The following is a 23,993-nucleotide window of genomic DNA, read 5'->3' as shown; positions in this document are numbered from 1 at the left end:
GTAACGCATACTAGGTGAGGCGCTCGGGCCATCCGCCCGGCGCTTTGTGTTGGAAAGTCCGGAGTTTATCGCGTGAATGTATCTGCCAAGGTGTTCGTAGTCGGCCTGGTTTCTTCTGTAACCTTCGCCGTCGGCGCAGCACCAGCGGCGGCCGATGTGCCGCTCGAGGATTTCTCCTCGCCGGCCGCAGCCGTACAGCCCGTCACGACCGTCGCCCAGCAGCTCGACACCACGGAGGACGCCCTCGCGGGTGCCTCGATCGATTCGGTGCTGCAGGTCGAAGAGGATGTCGCGAAGGTGCCGCACGGATACGACGTCGACGCGGCCATCGAACTCGCGAAGAGCGAGATCGGAACGAGCCGCCCGACCGGATGGAACGCTCCGGGCGAGTGCATCATGTCGGCGCAGCGCTGGGTCAAGGCCGGTAACGGCGCATGGACCGGCAGCGGCGACCCCGTCGCGAACTACACGGGCGCGACCCGCATGACGCTCTCCGACGCGGAGCCTGGCGACATCATCCAATACGAGTACACGGCCTCCCCCACCTCCTGGGTGACGGGTGTGCACACGGTGCTCATCACCGAGGTGAACGACGACGGCACCTTCACCATCATCCAGTCGAACAGCCCGGGCGGTTCCGGCCTGGTCACCGAGGAGACGGACTGGACGCCCGCACCGCCGGAGGGCTTCACCGCCGCAGTCTGGCGCTTCTAAGCCTCCGCGAGCGCGGCCTCGTACACCGCGAGCATCTCCTCCGTGCGAGCCGACTGCAGAAACCGAGTGGCGACCGACGCATCCACGCGCGTCGACGGGGCGTCTGCGGCGAGCTCTGACGTTGCCTGACGCAGCGTGCGCGCGAGCGCGCCGACCGTCTCATCGGCGACGATCCACTTCTGCGCGACGTCGACATCCGCCGCGATCTCCGGGTCCGAGAAGATCGTCGGCGTTCCCAGAGCCGCCGCCTCGAACGGCGTGAGCCCCTGCGTCTCGAACCCGATCGACGTCTGCACCAGAGCATCGGCGTCGCCCAGGGCGGCGAGGGCCGAGGCGTACGGCACGGGCCCGGCGACGGTCACGCGATCCGCGAGACCGAGCGCCGCGATGCGCTGCTCGACGCGCGGCAGCAGCAATCCCGCCCCGTGCAGCGTCACGTCGGCGTCGATGCCCGACGTCGCGATCGCCTCGATGAACTCGAGCACGCGCTTCTCGTGGCTCATGCGACCGAGCCAGACGAGCTTCGGCCGGCTCCGCTCGGAACGCTCCTCGCCTCGTGCGACACGGATCGCTTCGTCGTCGACCCCGTTCGGAGTCACGAGCACCTTCCGGCTCACCCCGTGGTGCTCCAACGCCTCCGCGAAGTGCTGCGAGGGCGCCGTGACCGCCGCCGCCTCGGCGGCGAGCTCCGCGAGGTAGCGCCAGGCGCCCCGCGAGCCGCGGTCGACTCCCCCGCGCGTCGCCCCCAGAGCGAGGCGCCGCCACGCGCGCAGCCCGGCGAACGCGACCGGCGCGAGCGGCGTGACCGCTCGCGTTCCCTCGTCGACGTGGTTGTGCATCGTGTGCACGATCGGCACGCGCAATCCACGCGCGGCCCGGACACCGATCATGGCGCCCCAGAAGTCGCCCTGCACGTGCACCAGATCGACCGGGGGCAGATCGGCGAGAGCGCCTGCGAGGGCGCGATCGGTGCGCCGCCCCGGCCACGAGATTCCGTACTCGCGATCGCGCGTGATCGGCCGAGAGGGGAGGTCGATGTACGCTGCGCGATCCGCCGCCGCCGTGGCGTACCCGCGACGGTGGAGCGCCGGAGCCGCGACCGTCACCCGGTGCCCGAGACGCTCGAGCGCGCGGCGCTGCATGCGAATCGCGACCTGCACCCCGCCCAACGACTCGGGGTGCTGGTCGGTGACGATGAGGATGTGCATGTTCAGCGCGCGTCGGGCTCGCCGCGGTAGAGCTGCTCGAACGTGTCGAGGGTGCGGTCGATGTCGTGCACCGTCACCGCTTCGAGTGACGCCTGCTGCATGCGCAGGTACTCCTCCGGGGTCTTCCGCAGCACGCGCGTGATGCGGCTGGCGAGCTCCCGGTCGTTGCCCGCCTGGAAGAGATAGCCGTTCTCTCCGTCGTGCACGAGGTGCGGCAGCGCCATCGCATTCGCGGCGACGATCGGCAGCCCCGACGCCATCGCCTCCATGGTCGCGATCGACTGCAGCTCGGCGATGGAGGCGATCGTGAACACGCTCGCGCTGGTGAGATGGGCGCGCAGCTCGGCGTCGGTGACGCGCCCGGTGAACTCGACGCGATCCGAGATGCCGAGGTCTGCGGCGAGCTTCTCGAGGTTCTTGCGCTGGTCGCCGTCGCCGACGACGGTGAAGTGCACGTCGAGGTCGGCGTCGAGGCGCGGAATCGCGCGGAGGATGACGTCGATCTCCTTCTCGAGCGTGACGCGGCCGACGAACACGAGCTTGTTCGCCGCACGAGGCGTGAGGTCCGCGGTGTAGTCGGAGGCGCGGAGCCCGCAGCTCACCGGGCGCACGCCCCGGCGGTGCGTGTTGCGCTCCAGGAAGTCGGCGGCGCGGCGCGTGGGCGTCGTGACGGCGGCGGCGAGCCGCAGCACGCGGTCGGCGGCGTTCCAGCCCCAGCGCACGAAGAGTCGCTTCGCCTTCTCGGGCAGCAGCGTGAAATCGAGCACGTTCTCGGGCATCACGTGGTTCGTGGCGACGATGCGGATGCCCCGCTTCGCGCCTTCGATGGCGAGCGCACGGCCGATCACGATGTGCGACTGGATGTGGATGACGTCGGGCCGCACCCGGTCGAGCAGCGTGCGGGCATAGCCCCGCGCCCGCCACGGCAGCACGAACCGCAGCCAGTCGTGGGGGTACCACCGCCAGCTCGCCCACCGGTGAACGGTCATCTGCTCGCCCTCGACGGTCTCGACGTAACTCCCGTGCTGGCTGTGCCGCACCGCGGGCGCGACGACGTGCACATCGTGGCCCCGCTGCACCAGGCCGGCGGAGAGCCGCTCCGCGAATCGAGCGGCCCCGTTCACATCGGGGGAGAAGGTATCGCAGCCCTGCAGAATGCGCAGGGGCGCCTGACGATCGGTGGTGCTCACGGTGCGCGGGAGTCCTTCGGTCGGAGATGAATGCGAGTTCGCGCGCCCGGCGCGCAAAGCGCCTCCAGTCTACAAAGCACGGCCTGCAGAGCGTTCAATCGTCGGATCGCGGCGGCCTGCGACCGATGTGCGGCAGATAGCGCGGAACCCAGCGCCCGAAGCCGACGGCGCCGACGACGGCGAGCGCCCCGGCCGCGACGCTTGCGAACGGGAGCGAGACGACGGCGAGACCCGAGATCGCCAGGGGTGCGACGGCACCGCCGAAGTCGGTGAGAGTCCGCCACGCCGCGAGAAACGGTGCGGGCCGATCGCTCGGAGCGAGATCCGCCCCGAGCGTCATGTTGATGCCGCTCGACAGGCCGTTGCCGAGCCCCACGACGATCGCGACGATCAGCAGCCAGACCTCCGCACCGGGAAGGTCGTGCGTGCCGGCGAGGGCGAGAAACCCGACTCCCATCACGATCATCGCGGGGAGACTCGCCCAGAGCCGCCCGAATCGATCCATGATCTGACCGCTCGTGTAGAAGAGCAGGAAGTCGACGGTGCCCGAGATGCCCACGATGAGGGCGACCTGCGTGGCGTCGAGTCCGATCGACACGCCCCAGAGGGGCAGCAGCACGTCTCTGATCGAACGCATTCCCGAGAGGATCGCGGCGGCGCCGCCGATGCGCAGCAGCGCCGCCCCGCCGTCGCGCACCGCCCCCAGCACGCCCGACCGCGCACCCGGAGCGAGGGCCTTCGCTGCGCCGCCTCCACCCCGGGAGCTGCCGGCCGGCGCGCTCCCGAAGTGCTGATCGCCGGAGGTTCCGGGCACCTCGCGCTCGGGATCGGGAGCCCACGCGACCAGGGCGGATGCGAGCACCAGACACGCGATGAACGCCCACACGGGCGACTCCGTGTCGCCCGTCACGGCAACCATCGCTGCTGCGAGGAACGGGCCCGCGAACCGTCCGAGGCGATTCGTGCCGCCGAGCAGTGAGAGCGCTCGCGCCCGAAAGCGCAGGGGCACGCGCGTCGTCATGAAGGCGTGCCGGGCCAGCCCGAAGGATGCCGCGGCGAACCCGATGACCAGCACCGCCACGCCGAGCAGTGCCGGCGTGGGCGCGAGAACGAGCCCGAGGCACCCGAGCAGTGCCACTCCCGCAGCGATCAGCATCGCTGCGCGTTCACCCGCTCGGGAGACCACCCAGCTGGCGGGCAGATTGCCGAGCACCTGGCCGACGACGGCCGCCGAGGCGATGACGCCCGCGAGCGCGATGCTCGCTCCCATGTCGACCGCGATCACCGCGACGAGCGGCAGGATCGCGTACTCGCCGAGCGAGAAGAGCACTGCCGGCCCGTAGATGCTCGGGGCGAGTCGCCAGAGAAACGCCGGTGCCGAATTCGTCATGTCGACTCCACAGTACTCCGCGCCCTCCGCCCGAGCGCCGCGTCGATCAGGAGACGCGAGAGGCCGAGAGCACCGTGAACGCGGCGGTGCGCGCGAGTTGCCGCACCGGTCCGACCTCTCGCTCGACGAGCGGCCGGTACCTGAGGTGCGAGTTGAAGACGAGCCGCAGTTCTCCTCCGGGCGCGAGGGCGCGGCGGCAGGAACGGATCAGTCGATGCCCGACGCCCGCGTGCACCGTGGCGCCCGTATGGAACGGCGGGTTCAGCAGGATCAGGTCGGCCCACTCGTCGGGCACCGCCTCGAGAGCGTCGGAGCGGTCGACCGCGACGCGATCCGCCACTCCGGCTGCTCCCGCCGTCAGCCGAGTGGCCGCCACCGCGGCCGCCGACTGGTCGGTCGCGAGCACCTGCGCACCGGGGAAGCGCAGAGCCGCCGATACCGCGAGCACTCCGTTGCCGCACCCCAGGTCGATGACCGTGGCAGGTTCGCGGCTCACGTGCGCGAGCGTGCCGAGCAGCAGCCTGCTGCCGTGATCGAGCACGGGCCCGCCGAACGTCGCGCCGAAGGCCGCGATCGAGAAGTCGAGATCGCTGTCAGAGCCCCACTTCGGAAAGGAGGGCGAATCCCCCGCGCGCTCGCGCCGGGACTCCGCGCGCAGCACCCGCGACTTGCGCCAGCCGAGACCTGCCGTCACCCGGGTGAAGTCGCGCCCGAGCACGTCATTCATCGCGCGGGTCATGTGCTTGACACGACCGCCCGCGAACACCCGGACCTCGGGATCGGCCCAGCGCGCGATCGCCTCCGAGATCTCGGCAAGGGCTTCGAGCCCGCGGGGCAGCTGCAGCAGCACCAGGCGCGCTCCGGTGAGCAGCGCGGCATCGAGGGGGTGGTGCACGTACCGGTCCGTCAGGCCCAGACGCCCGGCGTTCTGCGCGAGTGCGCGTTCGCCGAGCAGGGGATCCTGATGGGTGCGGATCCCCGTGGCCTCGAACACCGTCGCGGCTCCGAGGGTGAGCGCGCCGTGGCGGTCCCCGATCACGACGATGTCGGCGCCGCGGAGCGGATGCTGCAGCGGGCGTTCGGCGAGATCCTCAACCGCGGAGCGCAGGATCAGATGGTCGGCAGCGTCGAACGCCTGGAGCTCGTCGGCGTCGAAATCGGGCTCGCGCGTCAGCTGAGCGAAGAGCCCGGAGAGGTGCTCATCGAAGTGCTCGTCGGGAGAACCATGGTTCACGGCTGCCACACGACGACCTCGGCGTTGCGACGCATGCGCGTACCGCGCCGCAGCGTGACGACCTCGCCCCCCGCTGATCCCGCCGCGAACACCCGGCGATCGGGGCGCTGCAGGCGCTCCTCGGTCAATGCGCGCTCCAGATCGCGCACGCGGCCCTCGAGTCGGCGCACCTGATCCTCGAGATCGAGCACTCGCCTGATGCCTTCGAGGCTGAGTCCCTCGGCCGAGAGACGGGCGACCTCGCGCAATCTGGCGACATCGTGCAGCGAATATCGGCGCGTGTTCCCCCGCGTGCGCTGCGGCGACACGAGGCCGATGCGGTCGTACTGCCTGAGGGTCTGCGGGTGCATCTCGGCGAGCTCGGCGGCCGCGGCGATCGCGAACACCGGTGTGAAACGGTCCATCTGAGGGCTCGCCATGATGCTGACCTGCTTTCGTTCGGCTGGCCGGGGAGCGCAGCGGCGGGTGAACCACTCGCCGCTGCGCTCCCCGTTCGATCAGGGGTGGCTCACCCCTTCGCGCGAGCCAGGAGATCGGCTCGCGGATTCTCCTTCGGTTCGACGGCGCGGAAGGCTTCGAGGGCCTCCGTCGCCTCGGGAGTGAGATGCGACGGGACGACGATCTGCACCTCGGCCAGGAGATCGCCGGTCCCCTTGGAACTCGCGACACCTCGCCCCTTGACGCGCAGCACGCGCCCGCTCGGCGTACCGGGCTGCACCTTGAGCTTCACCGGCGCGCCGCCGAGGGTCGGAACCTCGACCGTCGCCCCGAGCGCCGCCTCCGAGAAGGTCACCGGCAGCTTCACCCGCAGGTTCTGCCCCTCTCGCTCGAAGACCGGGTGCTTGCGCACGCTCACCGTCAGAATGATGTCTCCGGCAGGGCCCCCGGTCGGGCTCGGTTCGCCCTTGCCGCGCACCTTGATCTTCTGGCCATCGGCGACCCCTGCTGGGATCTTGACCTTGACGGAGCCGGTCGAAGCCTGCAGCGTGACGGTCTTGCCCTGCACGGCGGTCTCGAAATCGAGCGTCGTCGTCGCCTGGATGTCGCGCCCCGCTTGCGGGCCGCGAGGAGCGCCGCCGCCGAACATGCCCCCGAAGATGTCCTCGAACCCCTGAGGGCCGCCCGCTTGAAAGTGAGTGTTGCGCCCGCCGCCGCCGAACATGCCCCCGAAGACGTCTTCGAAGCCCTGGCCGCCGCCGCCGCCCGCCGTGAAGCGAGCGCCACCGGCGCCCATCGCGCGGATCTGGTCGTACTCAGCCCGCTGCTCCGCATCGGAGAGCACCGAGTACGCCTCGCTGATCTCCTTGAACTTCGCCTCGGCCACCGCATCCCCCGGGTTCGAATCCGGGTGATACTTGCGCGCGAGCTTGCGGTACGTCTTCTTCAGCTCGGCATCGCTGACGTCCTTCGACACTCCGAGCAGCTGATAGAAGTCCTTATCGAGCCAATCCTGACTAGCCATCCGCTCCCACCGCCACCGCGACCTTGGCGGGGCGCAGTTCGACCTCGCCGATGCGATATCCGCGCTCGATGACGTCGAGCACCGTCTGCTGCTCAGTGCCGGGCACCGGGACCTGCGCAATTGCCTCGTGGATCTGCGGGTCGAACACCTCGCCCGTCTCGCCGAAGCTCTGAACGCCGATCCGCTCGAACGTTCCGCGGATCTTCTGCGCGATCGTCGCGAACGCCGACCCCTCCGCGAGATCGCCGTGCTTCTCAGCTCGATCGAGGTCGTCGAGCACCGTCAGCATCGGCGAGACCGCGGCTGCGATCGCGCGCTGCTTCTCGATGGCCGCGTTCGCCTCGGTGCGCTTCCGGTAGTTGGCGTACTCCGCCGTCAACCTGCGCAGATCGTCGAGATAGGGGTTGTCGGCGTCCGTCGACGCACCGCCCTCTGCGGTGTCGGCATCTGCCGCGGCGTCGCTCTGCTCCGCCTCCAGGATGTCCTCGACCGTGAGATCGGGCTGGGGCGCGGAGCCGGAGTCCTGCGACTCCGGCTCCTGAGCAGGAACCTCGTCAGCGTTCGGGTCCTCCCCGGGCGTGCGCTGTTCCTCGTTCGCCATGGTTACTTCTTCTCCTCGTCGTCTTCAACGACCTCGGCGTCCACGACGTCGTCATCGTTCGACGGCTGCTCCGCACCGCCCTCGGCCGGTGCCTCGGCCTGCGCCGCTGCGTAGATCGCCTCGCCGAGCTTCGTCTGGCTCTGGCCGAGCTTCTCCGAGGCGTTCTTCACAGCCTCGTCGTCATCACCGGCGAGCGCCTGCTTCAGCGCGTCGAGATCGCCCTGCACCTCGGTCTTCACGTCCTCAGGCAGCTTCTCATCGTTCTCCGAGATGAGCTTCTCGACCGAGTAGGCGAGCTGCTCGGCGTTGTTGCGCACCTCGGCGGCCTCGCGACGCTGCTTGTCCTCAGCAGCGTGCTCCTCCGCCTCGCGCACCATGCGCTCGATGTCCTCCTTCGAGAGCGTCGACCCGCCGGAGATCGTGATGGTCTGCTCCTTGCCGGTGCCCTTGTCCTTCGCGGAGACCTGCACGATGCCGTTGGCGTCGATGTCGAAGGTCACCTCGACCTGGGGCACACCGCGCGGCGCCGGAGCGATGCCGGTCAGCTCGAAGGTGCCGAGGTTCTTGTTGTCGCGGGTGAACTCGCGCTCGCCCTGGAAGACCTGAATGGCGACCGACGGCTGGTTGTCCTCCGCCGTCGTGAATGTCTCGCTGCGCTTGGTCGGGATCGCGGTGTTGCGCTCGATGAGCTTCGTCATGATGCCGCCCTTCGTCTCGATGCCGAGCGAGAGAGGCGTCACGTCGATGAGCAGCACGTCCTTGCGCTCACCCTTCAGCACGCCGGCCTGCAGCGCAGCGCCCACGGCGACGACCTCGTCGGGGTTCACGCTCTTGTTCGGCTCCTTGCCGCCGGTGAGCGACTTGACGAGTTCGGTGACCGCCGGCATGCGCGTCGAACCGCCGACGAGCACGACGTGCGCGATGTCCGAGACCTTGACACCGGCCTCGGCGATCACGTCCTGGAACGGCTTGCGGGTGCGCTCGAGCAGATCCTTCGTGAGCTCCTCGAACTTGGCGCGCGACAGCGTCTCGTCGAGGTTCGCCGGGCCGTTCTCGGTGAGCGAGAGGTACGGGAGCTGGATCTGGGTGCTCGTCGAGTTCGAGAGCTCCTTCTTCGCCTGCTCAGCCGCTTCCTTCAACCGCTGCAGCGCGATCTTGTCGTTCGCGACATCGACTCCGGTCGACGACTTGAACTGCTGGATCAACCACTGGACGATGCGCTGATCCCAGTCGTCGCCGCCGAGGCGGTTGTCACCGGCAGTGGCGCGCACCTGGATGGTCGAGAAGTCGTCGTCCTTGCCCACCTCGAGGAGGGAGACGTCGAACGTGCCGCCGCCCAGGTCGAAGACGAGGATCAGCTCGTCCTCTTTGCCCTTGTCGAGGCCGTACGCAAGTGCCGCGGCGGTCGGCTCGTTGATGATGCGGAGCACGTTCAGGCCCGCGATCTCGCCCGCCTCCTTCGTCGCCTGACGCTCGGCGTCGTTGAAGTACGCGGGCACCGTGATGACGGCGTCGGTCACCTTGTCGCCCAGGTACGTCTCGGCGTCGCGCTTCAGCTTCTGCAGCGTGCGAGCGCTGATCTCCTGCGCGGTGTAGCGCTTGCCGTCGATCTCGTCCGTCTTCCAATCGGTGCCCATGTGGCGCTTGACCGAGGAGAGGGTGCGATCGACGTTCGTGACGGCCTGGCGCTTCGCGGTCTCGCCGACGAGTACCTCCCCGTCCTTCGTGAATGCGACGATCGACGGCGTCGTGCGAAGGCCTTCGGCGTTCGCGATGACCGTGGGCTCGCCGCCCTCGAGAACCGATACCACCGAGTTCGTGGTGCCGAGGTCGATGCCTACTGCGCGTGACATGTGTACTCCTTCTGTCGATCGGATCGGGCGGGCACCCGCCCACCCGAAGTCTTCACCCACCAACGGCGGATCGCGCTCTTGCGCGACCAGCTCGAGGTTGAGCCTGCTGGACTCAAGTTTACTCTCGCACCTGAAAAGGTCAAGTCGAACGACGTAACTTGAGCCGGATACACTCAACTCTCAGGCGCGGTGCTGCGACCCGCATTCGCCTGCGCCATCGCCGGAGCGCCCGTCAACCCGATTCAGAGGGCCTTCACAGGCTGAGAGTCCTCTGCGTACGGTGGAGGAGTCCATTTGGGGGATGGTCTCGGGGAACCTCGGGGGAAGCGCGGCGACTCGCACGTCGCCCATTCGGCGCGACATGCCGGTCGCTGCTGGAAGCTTCGCACCTCGATTCCCCTTCGGAGAACCGAACATGTTCGTGAGAGACCGCCCTCGCAGCGCTTCCGAGCCCCGTGGGAGAACCCTCATGCGCCGGTGCTCGACCGTGCTCCTCGCCGTACTGGTGTGCGCAGCCGGCTCGCAGATCGCCCCTCGAGCGGCGGTCGCGACCGAGAACCACGTGTCGAACGAGCCGGCCCTCGAAGCGCCTGGGGACGAGGAGGCACCGGACGATTTGGGGACGTCGGCGCCTGAAGACCCGGCCGAGGAGCCGGAGCCGACCACGGACGAGGGCGACCCCACTGCGCATCCCGAAACCAGTGAGGAAGCACCCGAATCGCCCGGCCAGACGTCGACCAGCCCCTCGGAGACCGCCGCCCCGGACCCGGTCGCAACCGGCCCACCGGTTCTCGCGAATGACATCAGCGCTCAGGCCGCGCTGGCCTGCGTCGCGGGAACCTACTACTCCGTCTCATCGACCGGTCAGCTTCGCTCGGTCTCCGGGCAGACCGTGCGTACCGTCGGCACGAGCGCGTCGGGAGTGAGTAGCTTCAACGGCCTGGGTGTGGGTGCGGGCGGCGAGCAGGTGTACGCCTACGAGCGCACCAACACCGGCCGCACCGTGACCATGTGGGAATTCAATACGACGACGAACACCTGGTCCAATACGGGCGACACCTACAACACCGGCGTGGCGGCCAATGGCGGATTCACGGGTCAGCTCATCGCCGGTGCCGTGAATCAGAGCACGGGCAACTTCAACTTCGGCGGTTACCAGACCGCGACGGTGAACGGCGTTTCGACGCTGCAGTTCAAGATCTGGCGGTACTCGCCCGCCAGTGGCACGTTCGCGTATCTCGGGTACATCAATGCGGGAACGAACCCGGGCACGGGCTCCAACGGAGACCTCGACTTCGACGCCAGCGGCAACATGTTCATCCTGCGCGGGGCCGGGAACACCGGCACGCTGTTCTCGGTGACGGCGGCGAACCTGCAGGCGGCCGGCGGCGGCCTCATCCCCTCGTCTGCGTCGAACAATTTCGCGTCGCAGGCGAACGTCAACGGCATCGCGTTCGATGCGAGTGGACGCCTGTTCATGGGTTCGACGACCACGGTCGAGGCGTACAACATGCCGGGCTTCACGAACCGCCAGGTGGTCAACTCCACGCTCACAGACAGCACCGACCTCGCGTCCTGCTCCTCGCCTCCGACGGTGACCGTGGAGAAGCGGGTGAATGCCCGAGCCAAAGCCGAGGACCAGTTCACGCTGAACCTCTCGAACGGCGCCACGTCGGTGGGGAGTGCGACGACCAGCGGTGAGTCGACCGGCTTGCAGGCGCAGCGCGTCGGTCCGGTGCCCACCGGCCGCGGCGCGACCCTGACCTTCACAGAGACCGCCGCGGGCCAGACGCGCCTCTCCGATTACACGACGACCTACGAGTGCCGCGTCGACGGCTCCACGACGCCGCTCGTGTCGGGCACCGGCACCTCCGGAACACTCACTGTGCCCACGACTGGCCAGTCCATCGTCTGCACGTTCACCAACTCGACGCGGCCGGCGACCGTTCGCGTCAACAAGACCTGGATCGTCGACGGCCAGCAGTTCGCCCAGGGCAGCCAGCCCGCCGGCATGACCGCGACCCTCGGACTCACGCCCCTGGGTTCGACCACGGGCGCCCCGCAGTGGGGGCAGCTGCGCAGCGGCTACGCCATCGGGCAGAACGTGGCGATCTCCGAGGAGGTGAGCTTCGACCCAGCGGTGGTGCCCGGCTGCCGTCTCACCTCTGCGACCATCTCGGGATCCGGCATCACCGGCACGCCCGCACTCGGCTCCCCGACCTCCGTCGTGCTCCCCGCCGCGGCGAATGAGTACACGGTCACCAACACCGTCACGTGCGAACAGACGCTGACACTGGTCAAGCAGGTGACGAACGGCTTCGGGGGAGCACTCGCGCCGGCCGCGTGGAGCGGTCGGCTGCACGCCCAGCAGTCGGGCTCCCCGAGGCTCGACTTCGCAACCGGGCAGAGCCGCGTCGTCGCCACCGGCTCGTACGTCATCAGCGAGCGGCAGCTCGACGGCTACGAGCTCACCGGAATCGCCTGCCAGGGCGCCACGTTCTCGCCCGCGACGAGCACGCTCACAATCGCTCGCGGGCAGCAGGCGACGTGCACCCTCACGAACCGCGATCTGCCGGGCGATGCCACCTGGTCGAAGGTCGGACCCGACGGCGATGCGCTCGCCGGCTCCCGTTGGACGCTGACGGGCCCCGCGGGTTCCACACCGCTCGTGATCGACGACTGCACCGCAGCCTCTGCAGCGGCGTGCACGGGCCGCGACGCGAACCCGGGCGCCGGCGACTTCCGCCTCACCGGGCTGTCGTGGGGCGAGTACACGCTCACCGAGACCACCGCCCCTGCCGGGTTCGTGCGCGATCCCACCGTGCACCGATTCACCATCTCCGCGTCGCAGCGCACGGCGTCCCTCGGGGCGCTCACGAATCAGCAGGCGGACGGACCCGCACTCCCGCTCACCGGGGGCACCGGATCGGACGCCTTCACCATCATCGGCTCGTCGGTTCTCGGCGTCGGCATCATCGCAGCCGTGGTCTTCGGGCTCCGACGAAGGGCGGTGAGCCAGGCGCCCCGCCCCACTCCATGACCCGCAGTCGATTGCACCGTCACCCGCAACCTTCACCATCTCTGACACCCTCGCCGGAAAGGACCCACACACTATGAGACGCACACGCTTCAGCCTCTGGGGGGCGCTCGCCGTCGGCGCCATCGCCGCCGCGGCCGTCGTCGCCGCCCCCGCCGCTCCCGCGCTGGCCGACAACATCGACCCCGGAACACCCACCTCGCTCACGATTCACAAGTACGCCGGCAGTGAGGGCGGGGAGGGCGACGGATCGGAGATCGCGGATCCCTCAGGCCTCGGCACTCCGCTCGCCGGTGTGGAGTTCACCATCACGCCCGTGACCGCGAGCGCCTCGGGACCCATCGATCTCGCGACGCCGGCAGGCTGGGAGCGCGCGAGCAACCTCACTCCCGCCGACGTCAGCGGCGGCGGCTTCACGCTCGGCACCCCGACGATCGTGACGACCGGCGCGGACGGCAGCATCGCCTCCGCGCTCCCGATCGGCCTCTATCTGGTCGAGGAGACGGACCCCGGCGAGAACAACGTCGTGTCGCCGGTGGACCCGTTCCTCGTCACGCTCCCGACGCCGGCGGGCGGCGGCGAGTGGACGTACGACGTGCACGTGTATCCCAAGAACCAGCTCAACGCGACCGCGCCTCAGAAGACGGTGTCCGCACCTGATGGCTTCGTACTCGGGGCGCCGGTCACCTGGACTATCGGGGCTCCGGTCCCGGCGCTCAACCAGGGCGCCGCGTACACCGACTTCACGATCATCGATCCTCTCGACGCACGACTCGGCTTCGTGAGCGCCACGATCCGCACCCCCGGGTTCACTCCGGGAACCGATTACACCGTGACGAACACCGCCGATACGGTGACCATCGCGCTCACCGCCACCGGGCGAGCGCAGCTCGTGGCCGGCGCGATCATCACCGTGGACATCGTGACCGAAGTCGAGAGCCTGGGCGGTGACGGCGTCGTGACGAACCAGGCGACGGTCAGAACGAACGGGGCCCCAGTGCTCACCGGGACCGCGAGCACCAACTGGGGTGCGCTGCAGATCTTGAAGCACGTGTCGGGCGACCAGACCGACACGCTCGCCGACGCCGAGTTCGCGGTCTTCAGCGATGCAGAGGCGACGGACGAGATCGGAACGCTCACGACCGACGACACGGGCACCGCCGAGATCTCGCTGTGGGCCGGCAATGACGCGACGTCCGAACGCTCCTACTGGGTGCGCGAGACGGTGGCTCCCGCCGGCTTCATCCTCGACCCGCAGCTTCGGGAGGTCGTCGTGCCGGCCGGCGGCGCCGCAGAGCCCACGGTGCTCGCCGTGCCGAACGCGCAGCGCACGGGCCCGGATCTGCCGCTCACCGGCGCGCAGGGTCAGCTGTGGCTCTCGGTCGCGGGGGTCGCCGTGCTCGCCGCGGCCGTCGGAGCCGCCCTCGTGGTCGCGCGCAAGCGTCGGCAGCAGCACTGAGTCGCGACCAGCTGCAGCATCGGCGTCGACGGTCCGACGACGCCGCGGGGCGGGGGCGCAGTGCCTCCGCCCCGCGCTGGCGCGTCCCGGTCGCGCCCCTCATCATCGCGTGCGTCGCGATGATCGGTCTCACCATCCTGGTGTACCCATCGACCGCCGCCTGGTTCGCGCAGCGCGAGCAGTCGAGGCTCCTCGGCGAGGCGGGCGAGATCACCGATGGTCACGCGGAGCGCAACGCCGCAAGCATCGCCCGGGCGCACGAGTACAACGACGCGCTCCGGGTCGGGGCGCGCATCGAGGCGAACGAACGCCTGCCGCTCGGCGGCGGAGAGATCTCCGATGACGCACTCGAGTACCGCTCCATGCTCGACGATGACGCGACGGGGGTCATGACGCGCATCCGCATTCCTCGCATCGACGTCGACCTTCCGACCTTCCACGGAACGTCCGACGAGACGCTGCTCCAGGGACTCGGGCACCTCGAGGGCACTTCCCTCCCCGTCGGGGGGGAGGGCACGCACGCGGTGATCACCGGCCATCGCGGGCTCGCGGACGCCCGGATGTTCACCGATCTCGATCAGGTGCGGGTTGACGATACGTTCACCATGACCACGTTCGGCGAAGTGCTCGCGTACCGAGTGATCTCCACGACGCTGGTGGACCCGGATCAGACCGAATCACTGCAGGCGCGGGAGGGCCGCGACCTCGTGACCCTCGTGACGTGCACCCCGCTGGGGATCAATTCGCAGCGCATCCTCGTCACGGCAGAACGGGTCTTCCCCACTCCCGAGGCGGATCGCGAGGCGGGGCTCTCGGACCCGGATGCGAACAGCGCTCCCTGGTGGGCGGGGATTCTCGGCGGCGGGGCGCTCATCGCCGGCCTGTACGTGTGGCGCAGCGGAGTCGCCTCCGGGCGCACTTCGAGCAGGACCTCACCCGGGACATGAACTCCCGAACGCCGGCTCGTGAACGCAGAGGGAACTCGGCCACCGCCGGCATCCGGGGCGAGCTACGCTGAACCCATGAGCGACCACGTGCTGCCTGCTCCCACCACCTCGGGTTCCGGCGCCCCCGATTCCGTGAAGAAGCGAACCGTATTCGCCTGGTCCCTGTGGGATTGGGGCTCCGCCTCATTCAATGCGGTGGTCACGACCTTCGTCTTCAGCGTCTACATCACGAGCGCTCCGTTCGGTCCCGAGGAGCAGGTATCGGCCGAGCTCGGAGTCGCACTGCTCGTCGCCGGCATCGTGGTAGCGCTGTTCGCGCCCGTGATCGGTCGACTCACGGACCAGGCGGGGCGTCGCAAGTCGTGGCTCGGCATCAACACGGCCATCGTCGTCGCCTCGACCCTGCTGATGGTCGTCGTGGCTCCGGACGAGCAGTTCTTGATCTTCGGCCTGGTGCTGCTCGCGATCGGCAATGTCGCGTTCGAATTCGCGAGCGTCAGTTACAACGCGATGCTCGGTCAGATCGCCGACAACCGAAACGTGGGCAAGATCTCCGGCATCGGCTGGGGCATGGGGTACCTCGGCGGCATCGTGCTGCTCGCGCTCATCCTCGTCGGATTCATCTTCCCCGAGGTCGGCTGGTTCGGCGTCACCGCGGAGGGCGCCTGGAACGTGCGCATCGCGATGCTGCTCGCGGCGGCGTGGTTCGCGGTCTTCGCCATCCCCGTCTTCTTCGCGGTTCCCGAGATCGACGCGGTCGCGCACCCGGAGAGCAAGGGACGCTGGTTCGTGCGCGCGTATGCGGACGTGTTCCGCAGTATCGCGGGCCTCTGGCGCGATGCCCGGCAGACCCTGCACTTCCTCATCGCGAGCGCCGTGTTCCGCGACGGGCTCGCCGGCGTGTTCACCTTCGGCGGCGTCATCGCCGCTCGCAGCTTCGGGTTCGACAACACCACGGTGATCCTCTTCGCCATCGCGGCGAACGTGGTCGCCGGGCTCGCGACCATCGTCGTCGGGTTCTTCGAGGATCAGTTGGGGGCGAAGCGGGTGATGGTCTCGTCGATCGTGCTCATGGTGATCTGCGCCATGCTGGTTTTCGCACTGCACGACGCGGGCACCTGGGTGTTCTGGGTCTTCGGGCTCATGCTCTGCATCTTCGTCGGTCCCGTGCAGTCGGCGAGCCGGTCCTTCCTCGCCCGCCTCATCCCGGCAGGGCGCGAAGGCGAGATCTTCGGCCTCTACGCCACCACGGGTCGCGCGGTCTCGTTCCTCGCCCCCGCCGGCTTCACCGTCGCGATCGCCATCGGCGGAGAGACCATCTTCGGCATCATCGGCATCGGCGCGGTGCTGCTCATCGGGCTCCTGCTGCTGCTTCCAGTACGCGCCAGTCGCTGAAGCGCGCAGCCCGGCCCCTGGGCAGTAGCCTGTTCGGGTGGCCCGTCCTGAACTCTCCGCCGAGCAGCTCGCCGTCTATGAACGCATCGAGCACACCCGCGAGCACCTGTTCATCACCGGTCGCGCGGGAACCGGCAAGTCGACCATCCTGAACCACCTGTCGTGGAACACCAGCAAGATCATCGCCGTATGCGCCCCCACTGGCGTTGCGGCGCTGAACGTCGGCGGGCAGACCATCCACTCCCTGCTCCGTCTGCCCACCGGCATCGTCGCCGACCACGATCTGGATCAGCCGGCGGAGCTCAAGAAGATGCTCGCCGCGATCGACACGCTCGTCATCGATGAGATCTCGATGGTGTCCGCCGACCTGATGGACGCGATCGATCGATCGCTGCGCCTCGCTCGCGGCAAGCGGCACGACCCGTTCGGCGGGGCGCAGATCATCATGTTCGGCGACCCCTACCAGTTGCCTCCCGTACCCCCGCGGGACCCGCACGAACGCGCCTACTTCGCGGATACCTACCGCTCGCTGTGGTTCTTCGACGCGAACGTCTGGAAGTCGGCGCCGCTCTCCACCTTCGAGCTGCTCGAAGTGCATCGGCAGCGCGACGACCGGTTCAAGCAGATCCTCGGAGCGGTGCGCCACGGGGTCGTGACCGAGGATCAGGCCGGCGAGCTGAATTCGGCCGGCGCACGACCGGCTCCTCGGGACGTGATCACCCTGGCCACGACGAACGCGACCGTCAACCGCATCAACGCCCAGCGTCTCTCCGAGATCGCGGGATCGTCACTGCGCGCCGTTGCTGAGATCAATGGGGAGTTCCGCGAGAACACGTACCCCGCCGACGAAGTGCTCGAGTTGAAGCCCGGTGCCCAGGTGATGTTCCTGCGCAACGACCCCGACGGACGCTGGGTGAACGGCACCATCGGCACGGTGTCTCGCATCGAGGGCACCGTGTGGGTCGAGGTCGACCGCGAGGAGTTCGAGGTCGAGCCCATGGTCTGGGAGCGGTACCGCTACCGGTACGACGCCGAGACGAAGAAGCTCGAGAAGGAGGTCGTCGCCGAGTTCGAGCAGTTCCCGCTGCGGCTCGCCTGGGCCGTGACGGTGCACAAGTCGCAGGGCCACACCTACGACGCCGCGGTCGTCGACCTCGGGCCGCGCGCGTTCAGCGCCGGCCAGACCTACGTCGCGCTGAGCCGCGTGCGATCCCTCGACGGGCTCTACCTGCAGCGGCCGCTGCAGCCCCGCGACGTGATCGTCGATCCGAACGTCGTCCGGTTCATGCGCGGCAAGGAGGAATCGGCGTAGACAGGGGAGCGCAAGAGGGGATCGGGCGACGCCCGATCCCCTGATCCTGCACTGCGCGACCGGCGCTATGCGGCGGCGAGCTTCGCCCGCCCGAGGTCCCGGAACACCGCGGTGTTGAACGCGTACGCCGTGCGCACTTCGTCCAGCATGCGGGCGCGCTCACCCTCGTCGAGCTGCGCCCCGAGCACGTCGAGCGCCGCCCGGTACTCGTTCTTGAACTCGGTGAGATCGCCCAGCTCCGAGAAGTCGTAGAACGCGATGCCGGCGCTCGGCAGGTCGTGCTGCTTCGCCACGCGCTTCGCGATGTACTGGCCGCCCGACAGGTCGCCGAGATACCGCGTGTAGTGATGCGCCACCACGCCGGCCACCCAGCCCTCAGCCGCCACTTCACGCATGCGCGCCGCGTACTCGAGCGTCGCGGGCACGGCGACGATGCGATCGCGCCAGTCCGCCCCGATGAGGTGCGCGAGGTCCGCCTCGAGCGCGGGAAGCCGCACGAGCGACGGCGTGTGGAAACCGGCGAATCGGGGGTCGCCCGCGACCCGATCCGCCGCGGCCTCGAGCGCCTCGTACATGAAGTAGTGCTGGGCGACGAGGTCGACGTAATCCTGCAGCGAGCCCTTGCCGCGCATGATGTCCTCCATGAACGTGGCCCCCTCGCTGTCGGAGTGATCCGACCAGGAGCTCTCACGGATCACCACGGAGAACGGGCGATCGGGTGCAGTGGTTTCGGCGGCGTCAGACGCTTCGCCCGCGCCGTCGGCGTGCGAGGCGCCCGGCTCCTCGTGCTCGCCGCGCGCCGGAACCCCGAGCTTCGCGCACGCGGCGGTGTACAGCGCGACCACCTCTCGGCGGATCTCGGGCCGCTCCGAAATCGGGCCGCCCGGCCACGCCACCGACAGCTCGTGCTCCCCGTCGGCGTCGGTCACGCGCCACAGGCCGGCGGCCTCGGTCACGCCGACCATCGTGCTCGCCGTCGCGCCGGGATAGCCGAAAGCGCGCGCGATCAGGAGGTTGTCGGCCGCATGGTCGCCATTCATGTGCCCGGTCACACCCGAGATCACGTCATCCGAAAAAATCGTCACCGGCTCAGTCTAGTAAGGGTCGCCTCACTTCGCCCCACCCCGCGGCGAACTTCTCAGTCGCACGCACTAGACTCCCGTGTGTTCTGTGTCCAATTCACCCTCGAGATTGGCGGTCGAATTTGATTCCGCGCTTTGCCCCTCGCACCCGCCTGCTGGCCGTCGGTGCCGTCATCGTCGCCTCGCTCGGCCTCACGGCGTGCACCGGCGGCGATTCGGTGACCAGTGCGGCCGACGTCAACACCATCGACCAGGCCCTCGCGACCGGCATCGACGACGCGGTGGCGGCAGCGATGCAGCAGAGCGGATCGACGGAAGCGATCGTCGGCGTGTGGGGCAACGACGGGGGCGAGTACCTCCGCGGCTACGGAGACAGCGGTGTCGACGGCTCCACGCTGATCCGCGGTGCGCAGGCGACCCAGCCGGTGGTGTGCGCGCTCATGCTCGACCTGGTGGATGAGGGGAGGATCGACCTCGACGGGAAGGTCTCGGACGACCTGACGCGGCAGTCCGACATCGAGGATGTCACCTACCGGCAGCTCTGCGACATGCGATCCGGGCTCATCGACTACAAGGGCGCGTTCACGGACATCTTCGCGAACAACCCGACGCGCCCCTGGGCCGATCAGGAGCTCATCGCGCAGGGGCTCTCCCAGTCCCCCGGGTCGTGGCCCGGGCTCGACTTCCACCAGTCCGACACGAACGCCGTGCTGCTCGCGCGCGCGCTGAAGGTGAAGACGGGCGAGGATCTCCCCGACCTGCTGCGCAACCACGTGTTCTCCGAGGCGAACATGGGGTCCACGTACTTCCCCGACCTGAACAGCACCACGGTCAACGGCGAATCGCTGCAGGGCCTCACCTACCCGTCGAGCGGCGGCAAGGCCGTCTGCGATGCGGAACCCGTCGAAGTCTCCGAGGTCTCCCCCTCGATGCTCTCGGGGGCCGGCGCGACGATCACCACCGCCACGGACCTCAAGAAGTTCTACGACAGCTACCTCGCGGGCGCGTACGGCGAGGACAGTGCGGGGCTCATCGCCGAGGCGTTCCCGACGAAGAACCCCGCGCGCGATGAGAACGGCGAACCCACCGAGGAGATCGCGGCCGAGGGCCGGCTGTGGAGCTTCGGCGTCGAGAAGGTCGGCCCGCTGTACGGCCGAGCCGGCTCGATCACGGGAACACTGACCGCCGTGTACACCGACCCGGAGAGCGGATTCTCCGTCGTCGTCGCGCTCAACAACTCCTCGGCGGGCACCGGTTTCGTGCAGTCGCTCGCCTTCAAGCTCACCGCGCTCGCGCAGGCGCAGGGCGTGGCGCCCGAGCTGACCTGGACGCTCGAGCAGCAGGACGAGGCGCTCGCGAAGACCGCCGTCTGCCAGTAGCGGGCCGACGGCGCGCGACTTTCTGCTACGGTTGTCGAGTCGGAATCCTTCGCGATTCCGCATGGGGATGTAGTTCAATGGTAGAACTTCAGCGTCTACCATTCTCGGTTGCAGCATGTTGCTCAAGGTTGTAGATCGTTGCATTTACGCCGATCTTGAAGGTCTGACTGCAACTCGATGAAGCCCCGTCGTGAATCCATTTTGGAGTCAAAGTGGATTCACCATGCAATCGCAGCCTCTCATGTCGGTGGCTACTCGTATGGTCGCAACCATGACGACTCCTGCACAGAAAATCGAAGCATGGCGGCGCATCGCCCGAGACCCCTCCGCGGTCGCTCTCGACCCGGTAACCATCGGGGGAACACGATTCATCGGCGATGACAAAACCATCCGCATCCTCATCACGCGCGAGCACGCAAACGAGTTCTTCGCCACCGAGCTTTTCGCAGGCCGCGACGTCCTCATCATGTCCGCATCATGCTGGGACTTGAAGACAGGCCGACGCCTAGTTCCGGATCACGCAGCGATGATGGCATACATCGATCGACTCCTGAGCCGTGACCACGCACTAACCTCGTTCGAGTATCCAGAGCTGTCCGCAACGGCGACGACGATATATCGACTGTTGCTGCTCGATTCGTCGCAGAGGCCCGTCGCCCCCTCGCCTTTGCAGTCGGCGAATCTCCGAGTCAGAATCACCGGGTGAAGTTGCGCGCACCGTTACCAGAAAGCTGCCCGTCAAAAGTAGGGTGTGGAGCATGACAGTTCACCACTCGCAACCGAACACTGCGGTGCCGGCAGGTTGGTATCCGAATCAGTACGGGCAAATGCAGTGGTGGGATGGGTTCGCGTGGGGTCCTCTGGCGGCGGCCCCTTCCCCGACGCCGCGGGTGAACGGGTTCGCTGTCACCGCGCTGGTCGCAGCGATCCTTGCGATTCCTCCGGGCTTGCTCGCACTCTTCACTGGCACTGTGTGGCCTGTCTACACGCTGGGCTTGCTTCCCATCATCCTCGCTGCGACCTTCGGCTTCCTGGGGCTCCACCGCTCCAAGTCGACTGGAACTGGGAAGCAGCTCGCAATCGTGGCACTTGTTTTCGCCGCGTTCTTCATGCTCTTCCCGCTCCTGCGCGTTCTGCAGTCATTCGCCTAGCAAATGCCGTGTAGCATTCACGGCAGCACAACTGAATAGCTCGAGCACGGGTCTACCGGGCCGAGGCCGGGAACATCGCTATGCACCAGCATGAAGCTCCCCCACTCCACCTCGACCACACCGGGCACGCGGCCGACGGCATTGGCCGGCTCGAGCAACGGGAATGGTCCCGATTCATCTGGGCCTGGTCAGTCGCCGCGCCCCTCGTCACTTGGCTCTACGCAGCCGGCAACCTCAACATGGCCGGCGAGACTGATGTCCGCGTCGATTCCTCATCGGCGCCGACAATCAACCTGCCTGCAACATGGCTCGCCGCCGACGAGATCGCGCGCTACCTGCAGCAGCTCAACGGGTACGCAACACCCGAGCAAGCCGCAAACGACCAGAAGGGCGCATACCTCGCCATCGAGCTCGGCCGCGCAGTGTCGATAGCGGACCGCAGATGGCCGCGTGAGGACATACCTCACGCGATGCGCCTCATGCGGTGCGGGGGCTGCTCTGAGTTGACACTCATGTACCGCCCGCCTCGCTTCCCAGGTGACGCAATCGTCGTCGACTGCCCGAAGTGCGGATACTCAATGCCAGAAGACCTGTTCTCCGTGAACGTGCTACTCATCGAAGCAGAGATGGCCGGCGCCAGTGCTGTGGACGAAAGTGCAGAAGAGCGGGAGGTCGCCGTTGCCTAAGGCGCTTCCGATATGGGTGATCGCGAAGGAAGCACCAGCGCTGATTAGTCGGCCACGCTCCACCGTTTATCGGTGGGTGGAGGATGGAGAGGTGCGCAACGCACGACCACTCCATGAGATGTGGTTGTACGTTCCCGATCTCCTGCGTATGGACAGCGTCACGCCGCGACGCCGTCGCAAGGCAGGGACAAAGTGACTATGCGCCCCGAGTACTTCGATCATTGCCCGATCCCCTGCGATGGTGGGTCAGACTGCTGGACCGCCCCGCACCCAGGCTCGTCCTTTGGGCTGTGTGAACCTCATTGGAGAGAGGTTGTGAAGCAGTGGGGCGACGAGACGCCATCGGTGACGGTCCGCTGCATGAGCAGCTCGCGGTTGCAATCAATAGATCCGGTTGAGCTCAAGTTCGCCTTATGCCCTCACTGTCACGAACCGATCGCGCTTCTGAGCGCAGAGCTTGCAGCCAGGGAGGCGGCCGAAGAAGCCTCTGCGCATGTGGCTCCGCGCGAAAATCCGAAGGTCGGCGTCGTCTACTACATGCGCTTCGGCGACAGAATCAAGATTGGCTTCACTGAGGACCTTCGAGCGCGCGCGAAGCAGATCCCCAATGATGAAGTGGTTGCCGCTGAGCCCGGAACGATGAGCTTGGAGAGGCAGCGGCACCTCGCGTTCGAAAGCGATCGAGTCGAAGGCCAACGCGAGTGGTTCGACCTCACACCCCGGCTGGCGTTCCACATGGCGAACGTTCGAGACAAGCATGGTGCCCCATTCAGGGTGGGCCGAACCCTAGGACTCGCCGCATGATGTGGTTGCGCGATTCTTGCGAACCTTATAGAGTCGGAGACTAGATGGTGGAGTTCTACACCCACTTCACCGTCCCGGAAACACAGAAACCCCCGCAGCGCTGAGCTCCGGGGGTTTTGCTGTTTCTGCATCGCTGGAGATCGACAATCGAGCAGGTTAGCGGTTACGAATGTCCGGCCATTACGGTTCAAAGATCCATTACGAAGGGGCACGCTCGAGCACAAGTCAGGTTTGCTCTGCTGCGTGTGATGTCGAGTGAAGACCACTCGCCCCACGATCCCCGAAGCATCCTCATCAACATGTAGATTCATTAAAAATGCAATCTTCGAGGAGCAAAGGTGCCGAAGCAAAAGAAGAACATAACTCGGACCGTTCAGTATTGGCGAATTGTCGATGGTGCAACAGGCGAGCACCTGAATGAAGCAAATTGGGATGAATTCCTGCGTCGCTTGGAGACAACACCGAGCGAACAGACCATCAACGGTTTTCCCATCACCGGACGCGCGTACCGCCTAAACGTCACCAAGCATTGGAACCAGGCACTAGGCCTTAAGGACATAGATAACGCCATCCCTCGCGCTGATGGGAATGTCACTCTCGGGTTAGTCCTCGCGTCGCCCAAAGACTTTGTACCGAACCAGCAGAACACTGCGTCCGGCGATCAGAGAGCGCTTTCTCTCGCGGGTGAGGATTGGTTTCCCGTCGATAATCTCTTCGTTTGGTTTCTCCCGTTCGGGAACATCATCGGCGTACTCGCGGAATCCATTTCGTCCTCGCGAGCGAGCACTTTCGCTGACTGGCTCAGCCGCTTCTCGCAGGAAAAGTACGGAGACAAGGACATCAGTTACCGAGCTGTGCCGGTAGTCGATGCGGAACGGGCAAAGGTACTAAAACGAGCTTCCGGACTCCGCTCTTTCAATGTCGCTGGCGAAATCGGCGACATGGTCACGGATGCTCCCGCGGTCCTGCAACTGTTCAAAGGACAACGCAAGACTCCGAAGGCGATCCGTATTGAAGCGCTCTGGGTTTGTTGGAGACTCCTGACCTTGGAAACGAGGATGGAGTTATGCCGAAAGAGCAGACATCAGG

The 23,993-nt window shown here is 67.4% G+C and carries 21 protein-coding genes; 12 read left to right on the top strand and 9 right to left on the bottom strand.

Features of this window, described 5'->3' with window-relative positions; genetic code table 11:
- The first annotated feature begins 72 nt into the window (after positions 1–72).
- Positions 73–714 (top strand): CHAP domain-containing protein, encoded by a 642-nt coding sequence (locus PQI23_RS00105; protein ID WP_339970520.1) that lies wholly within the window; start codon positions 73–75, stop codon positions 712–714.
- On the opposite strand, the gene PQI23_RS00100 is transcribed toward PQI23_RS00105, so the two are convergent.
- From PQI23_RS00100 to dnaK, 8 genes are all read right to left on the bottom strand, one after another.
- Positions 711–1,922, bottom strand: coding sequence for a glycosyltransferase (locus tag PQI23_RS00100; protein ID WP_339970518.1), 1,212 nt, complete (start codon positions 1,920–1,922; stop codon positions 711–713). The two genes, PQI23_RS00105 and PQI23_RS00100, sit on opposite strands and share 4 nt — an antisense overlap.
- Positions 1,923–1,924: 2 nt before the next feature.
- Complete coding sequence (locus PQI23_RS00095; RefSeq protein WP_339970516.1) at positions 1,925–3,112, bottom strand: glycosyltransferase; 1,188 nt, start codon at positions 3,110–3,112, stop codon at positions 1,925–1,927.
- Between the two features lie 94 nt (positions 3,113–3,206).
- Positions 3,207–4,502, bottom strand: coding sequence for an MFS transporter (locus PQI23_RS00090; RefSeq protein WP_339970514.1), 1,296 nt, complete (start codon positions 4,500–4,502; stop codon positions 3,207–3,209).
- A gap of 46 nt (positions 4,503–4,548) precedes the next feature.
- Positions 4,549–5,736 (bottom strand): class I SAM-dependent methyltransferase, encoded by a 1,188-nt coding sequence (locus PQI23_RS00085; protein WP_339970512.1) that lies wholly within the window; start codon positions 5,734–5,736, stop codon positions 4,549–4,551.
- A complete protein-coding gene (locus tag PQI23_RS00080; RefSeq protein ID WP_339970510.1) occupies positions 5,733–6,155 on the bottom strand; it encodes a heat shock protein transcriptional repressor HspR in 423 nt (140 codons plus the stop codon). Before PQI23_RS00080 ends, PQI23_RS00085 begins: the two co-directional genes overlap by 4 nt.
- Before the next feature lie 89 nt (positions 6,156–6,244).
- Complete coding sequence (locus PQI23_RS00075; protein ID WP_339970508.1) at positions 6,245–7,198, bottom strand: DnaJ C-terminal domain-containing protein; 954 nt, start codon at positions 7,196–7,198, stop codon at positions 6,245–6,247.
- Entirely contained in the window at positions 7,191–7,799 is a 609-nt protein-coding gene (locus PQI23_RS00070; protein WP_339970506.1) for a nucleotide exchange factor GrpE, read from the bottom strand. The genes PQI23_RS00075 and PQI23_RS00070 overlap by 8 nt, the downstream gene beginning before the upstream one ends.
- Positions 7,800–7,801: 2 nt before the next feature.
- Complete coding sequence (gene dnaK, locus PQI23_RS00065; RefSeq protein ID WP_339970504.1) at positions 7,802–9,652, bottom strand: molecular chaperone DnaK; 1,851 nt, start codon at positions 9,650–9,652, stop codon at positions 7,802–7,804.
- Between the two features lie 469 nt (positions 9,653–10,121).
- On the opposite strand from dnaK, the gene PQI23_RS00060 reads away from it, so the two are divergent.
- The 5 genes from PQI23_RS00060 (at position 10,122) to PQI23_RS00040 (ending at position 17,802) form a co-directional block, all read left to right on the top strand.
- Entirely contained in the window at positions 10,122–12,692 is a 2,571-nt protein-coding gene (locus PQI23_RS00060) for a SpaA isopeptide-forming pilin-related protein (RefSeq protein ID WP_339970502.1), read from the top strand.
- Between the two features lie 73 nt (positions 12,693–12,765).
- Positions 12,766–14,148 (top strand): SpaH/EbpB family LPXTG-anchored major pilin, encoded by a 1,383-nt coding sequence (locus tag PQI23_RS00055; protein ID WP_339970500.1) that lies wholly within the window; start codon positions 12,766–12,768, stop codon positions 14,146–14,148.
- A gap of 119 nt (positions 14,149–14,267) precedes the next feature.
- Positions 14,268–15,095 (top strand): class C sortase, encoded by an 828-nt coding sequence (locus PQI23_RS00050; protein WP_339970498.1) that lies wholly within the window; start codon positions 14,268–14,270, stop codon positions 15,093–15,095.
- 75 nt (positions 15,096–15,170) lie between these two features.
- The gene (locus PQI23_RS00045; RefSeq protein WP_339970496.1) at positions 15,171–16,490 is read left to right on the top strand and encodes an MFS transporter; all 1,320 of its coding nucleotides are present in this window, start codon (positions 15,171–15,173) and stop codon (positions 16,488–16,490) included.
- Positions 16,491–16,527: 37 nt separating this feature from the next.
- On the top strand, positions 16,528–17,802 hold the full coding sequence (locus PQI23_RS00040) for an ATP-dependent DNA helicase (RefSeq protein ID WP_339970494.1): 1,275 nt from the start codon (positions 16,528–16,530) through the stop codon (positions 17,800–17,802).
- 65 nt (positions 17,803–17,867) lie between these two features.
- Here the strand turns inward: PQI23_RS00040 and PQI23_RS00035 are convergent, their stop codons facing one another.
- A complete protein-coding gene (locus tag PQI23_RS00035) occupies positions 17,868–18,887 on the bottom strand; it encodes a biliverdin-producing heme oxygenase (protein WP_339970492.1) in 1,020 nt (339 codons plus the stop codon).
- Between the two features lie 119 nt (positions 18,888–19,006).
- Between PQI23_RS00035 and PQI23_RS00030 the strand changes: the two genes are divergently transcribed.
- The 6 genes from PQI23_RS00030 to PQI23_RS00005 form a co-directional block, all read left to right on the top strand.
- Complete coding sequence (locus PQI23_RS00030; protein WP_339970490.1) at positions 19,007–20,263, top strand: serine hydrolase domain-containing protein; 1,257 nt, start codon at positions 19,007–19,009, stop codon at positions 20,261–20,263.
- 271 nt (positions 20,264–20,534) lie between these two features.
- Entirely contained in the window at positions 20,535–20,969 is a 435-nt protein-coding gene (locus PQI23_RS00025) for a hypothetical protein (protein WP_339970488.1), read from the top strand.
- Between the two features lie 52 nt (positions 20,970–21,021).
- Positions 21,022–21,414, top strand: coding sequence for a hypothetical protein (locus PQI23_RS00020; protein ID WP_339970487.1), 393 nt, complete (start codon positions 21,022–21,024; stop codon positions 21,412–21,414).
- Positions 21,415–21,494: 80 nt separating this feature from the next.
- Positions 21,495–22,100 (top strand): hypothetical protein, encoded by a 606-nt coding sequence (locus PQI23_RS00015; protein WP_339970485.1) that lies wholly within the window; start codon positions 21,495–21,497, stop codon positions 22,098–22,100.
- Positions 22,101–22,415: 315 nt separating this feature from the next.
- Positions 22,416–22,904, top strand: coding sequence for a GIY-YIG nuclease family protein (locus PQI23_RS00010; RefSeq protein ID WP_339970483.1), 489 nt, complete (start codon positions 22,416–22,418; stop codon positions 22,902–22,904).
- Between the two features lie 338 nt (positions 22,905–23,242).
- The coding region (locus tag PQI23_RS00005; protein WP_339970481.1) for a hypothetical protein at positions 23,243–23,993 on the top strand (751 nt) is incomplete at its 3' end.

The sequence above is a fragment of the Leucobacter sp. USCH14 genome, assembly GCF_037619215.1.
Taxonomy (GTDB): Bacteria; Actinomycetota; Actinomycetes; order Actinomycetales; family Microbacteriaceae; genus Leucobacter.
The sequence above is the reverse complement of the archived record's forward strand: the minus strand, read 5'-3'. Positions and strand labels throughout refer to the sequence as shown.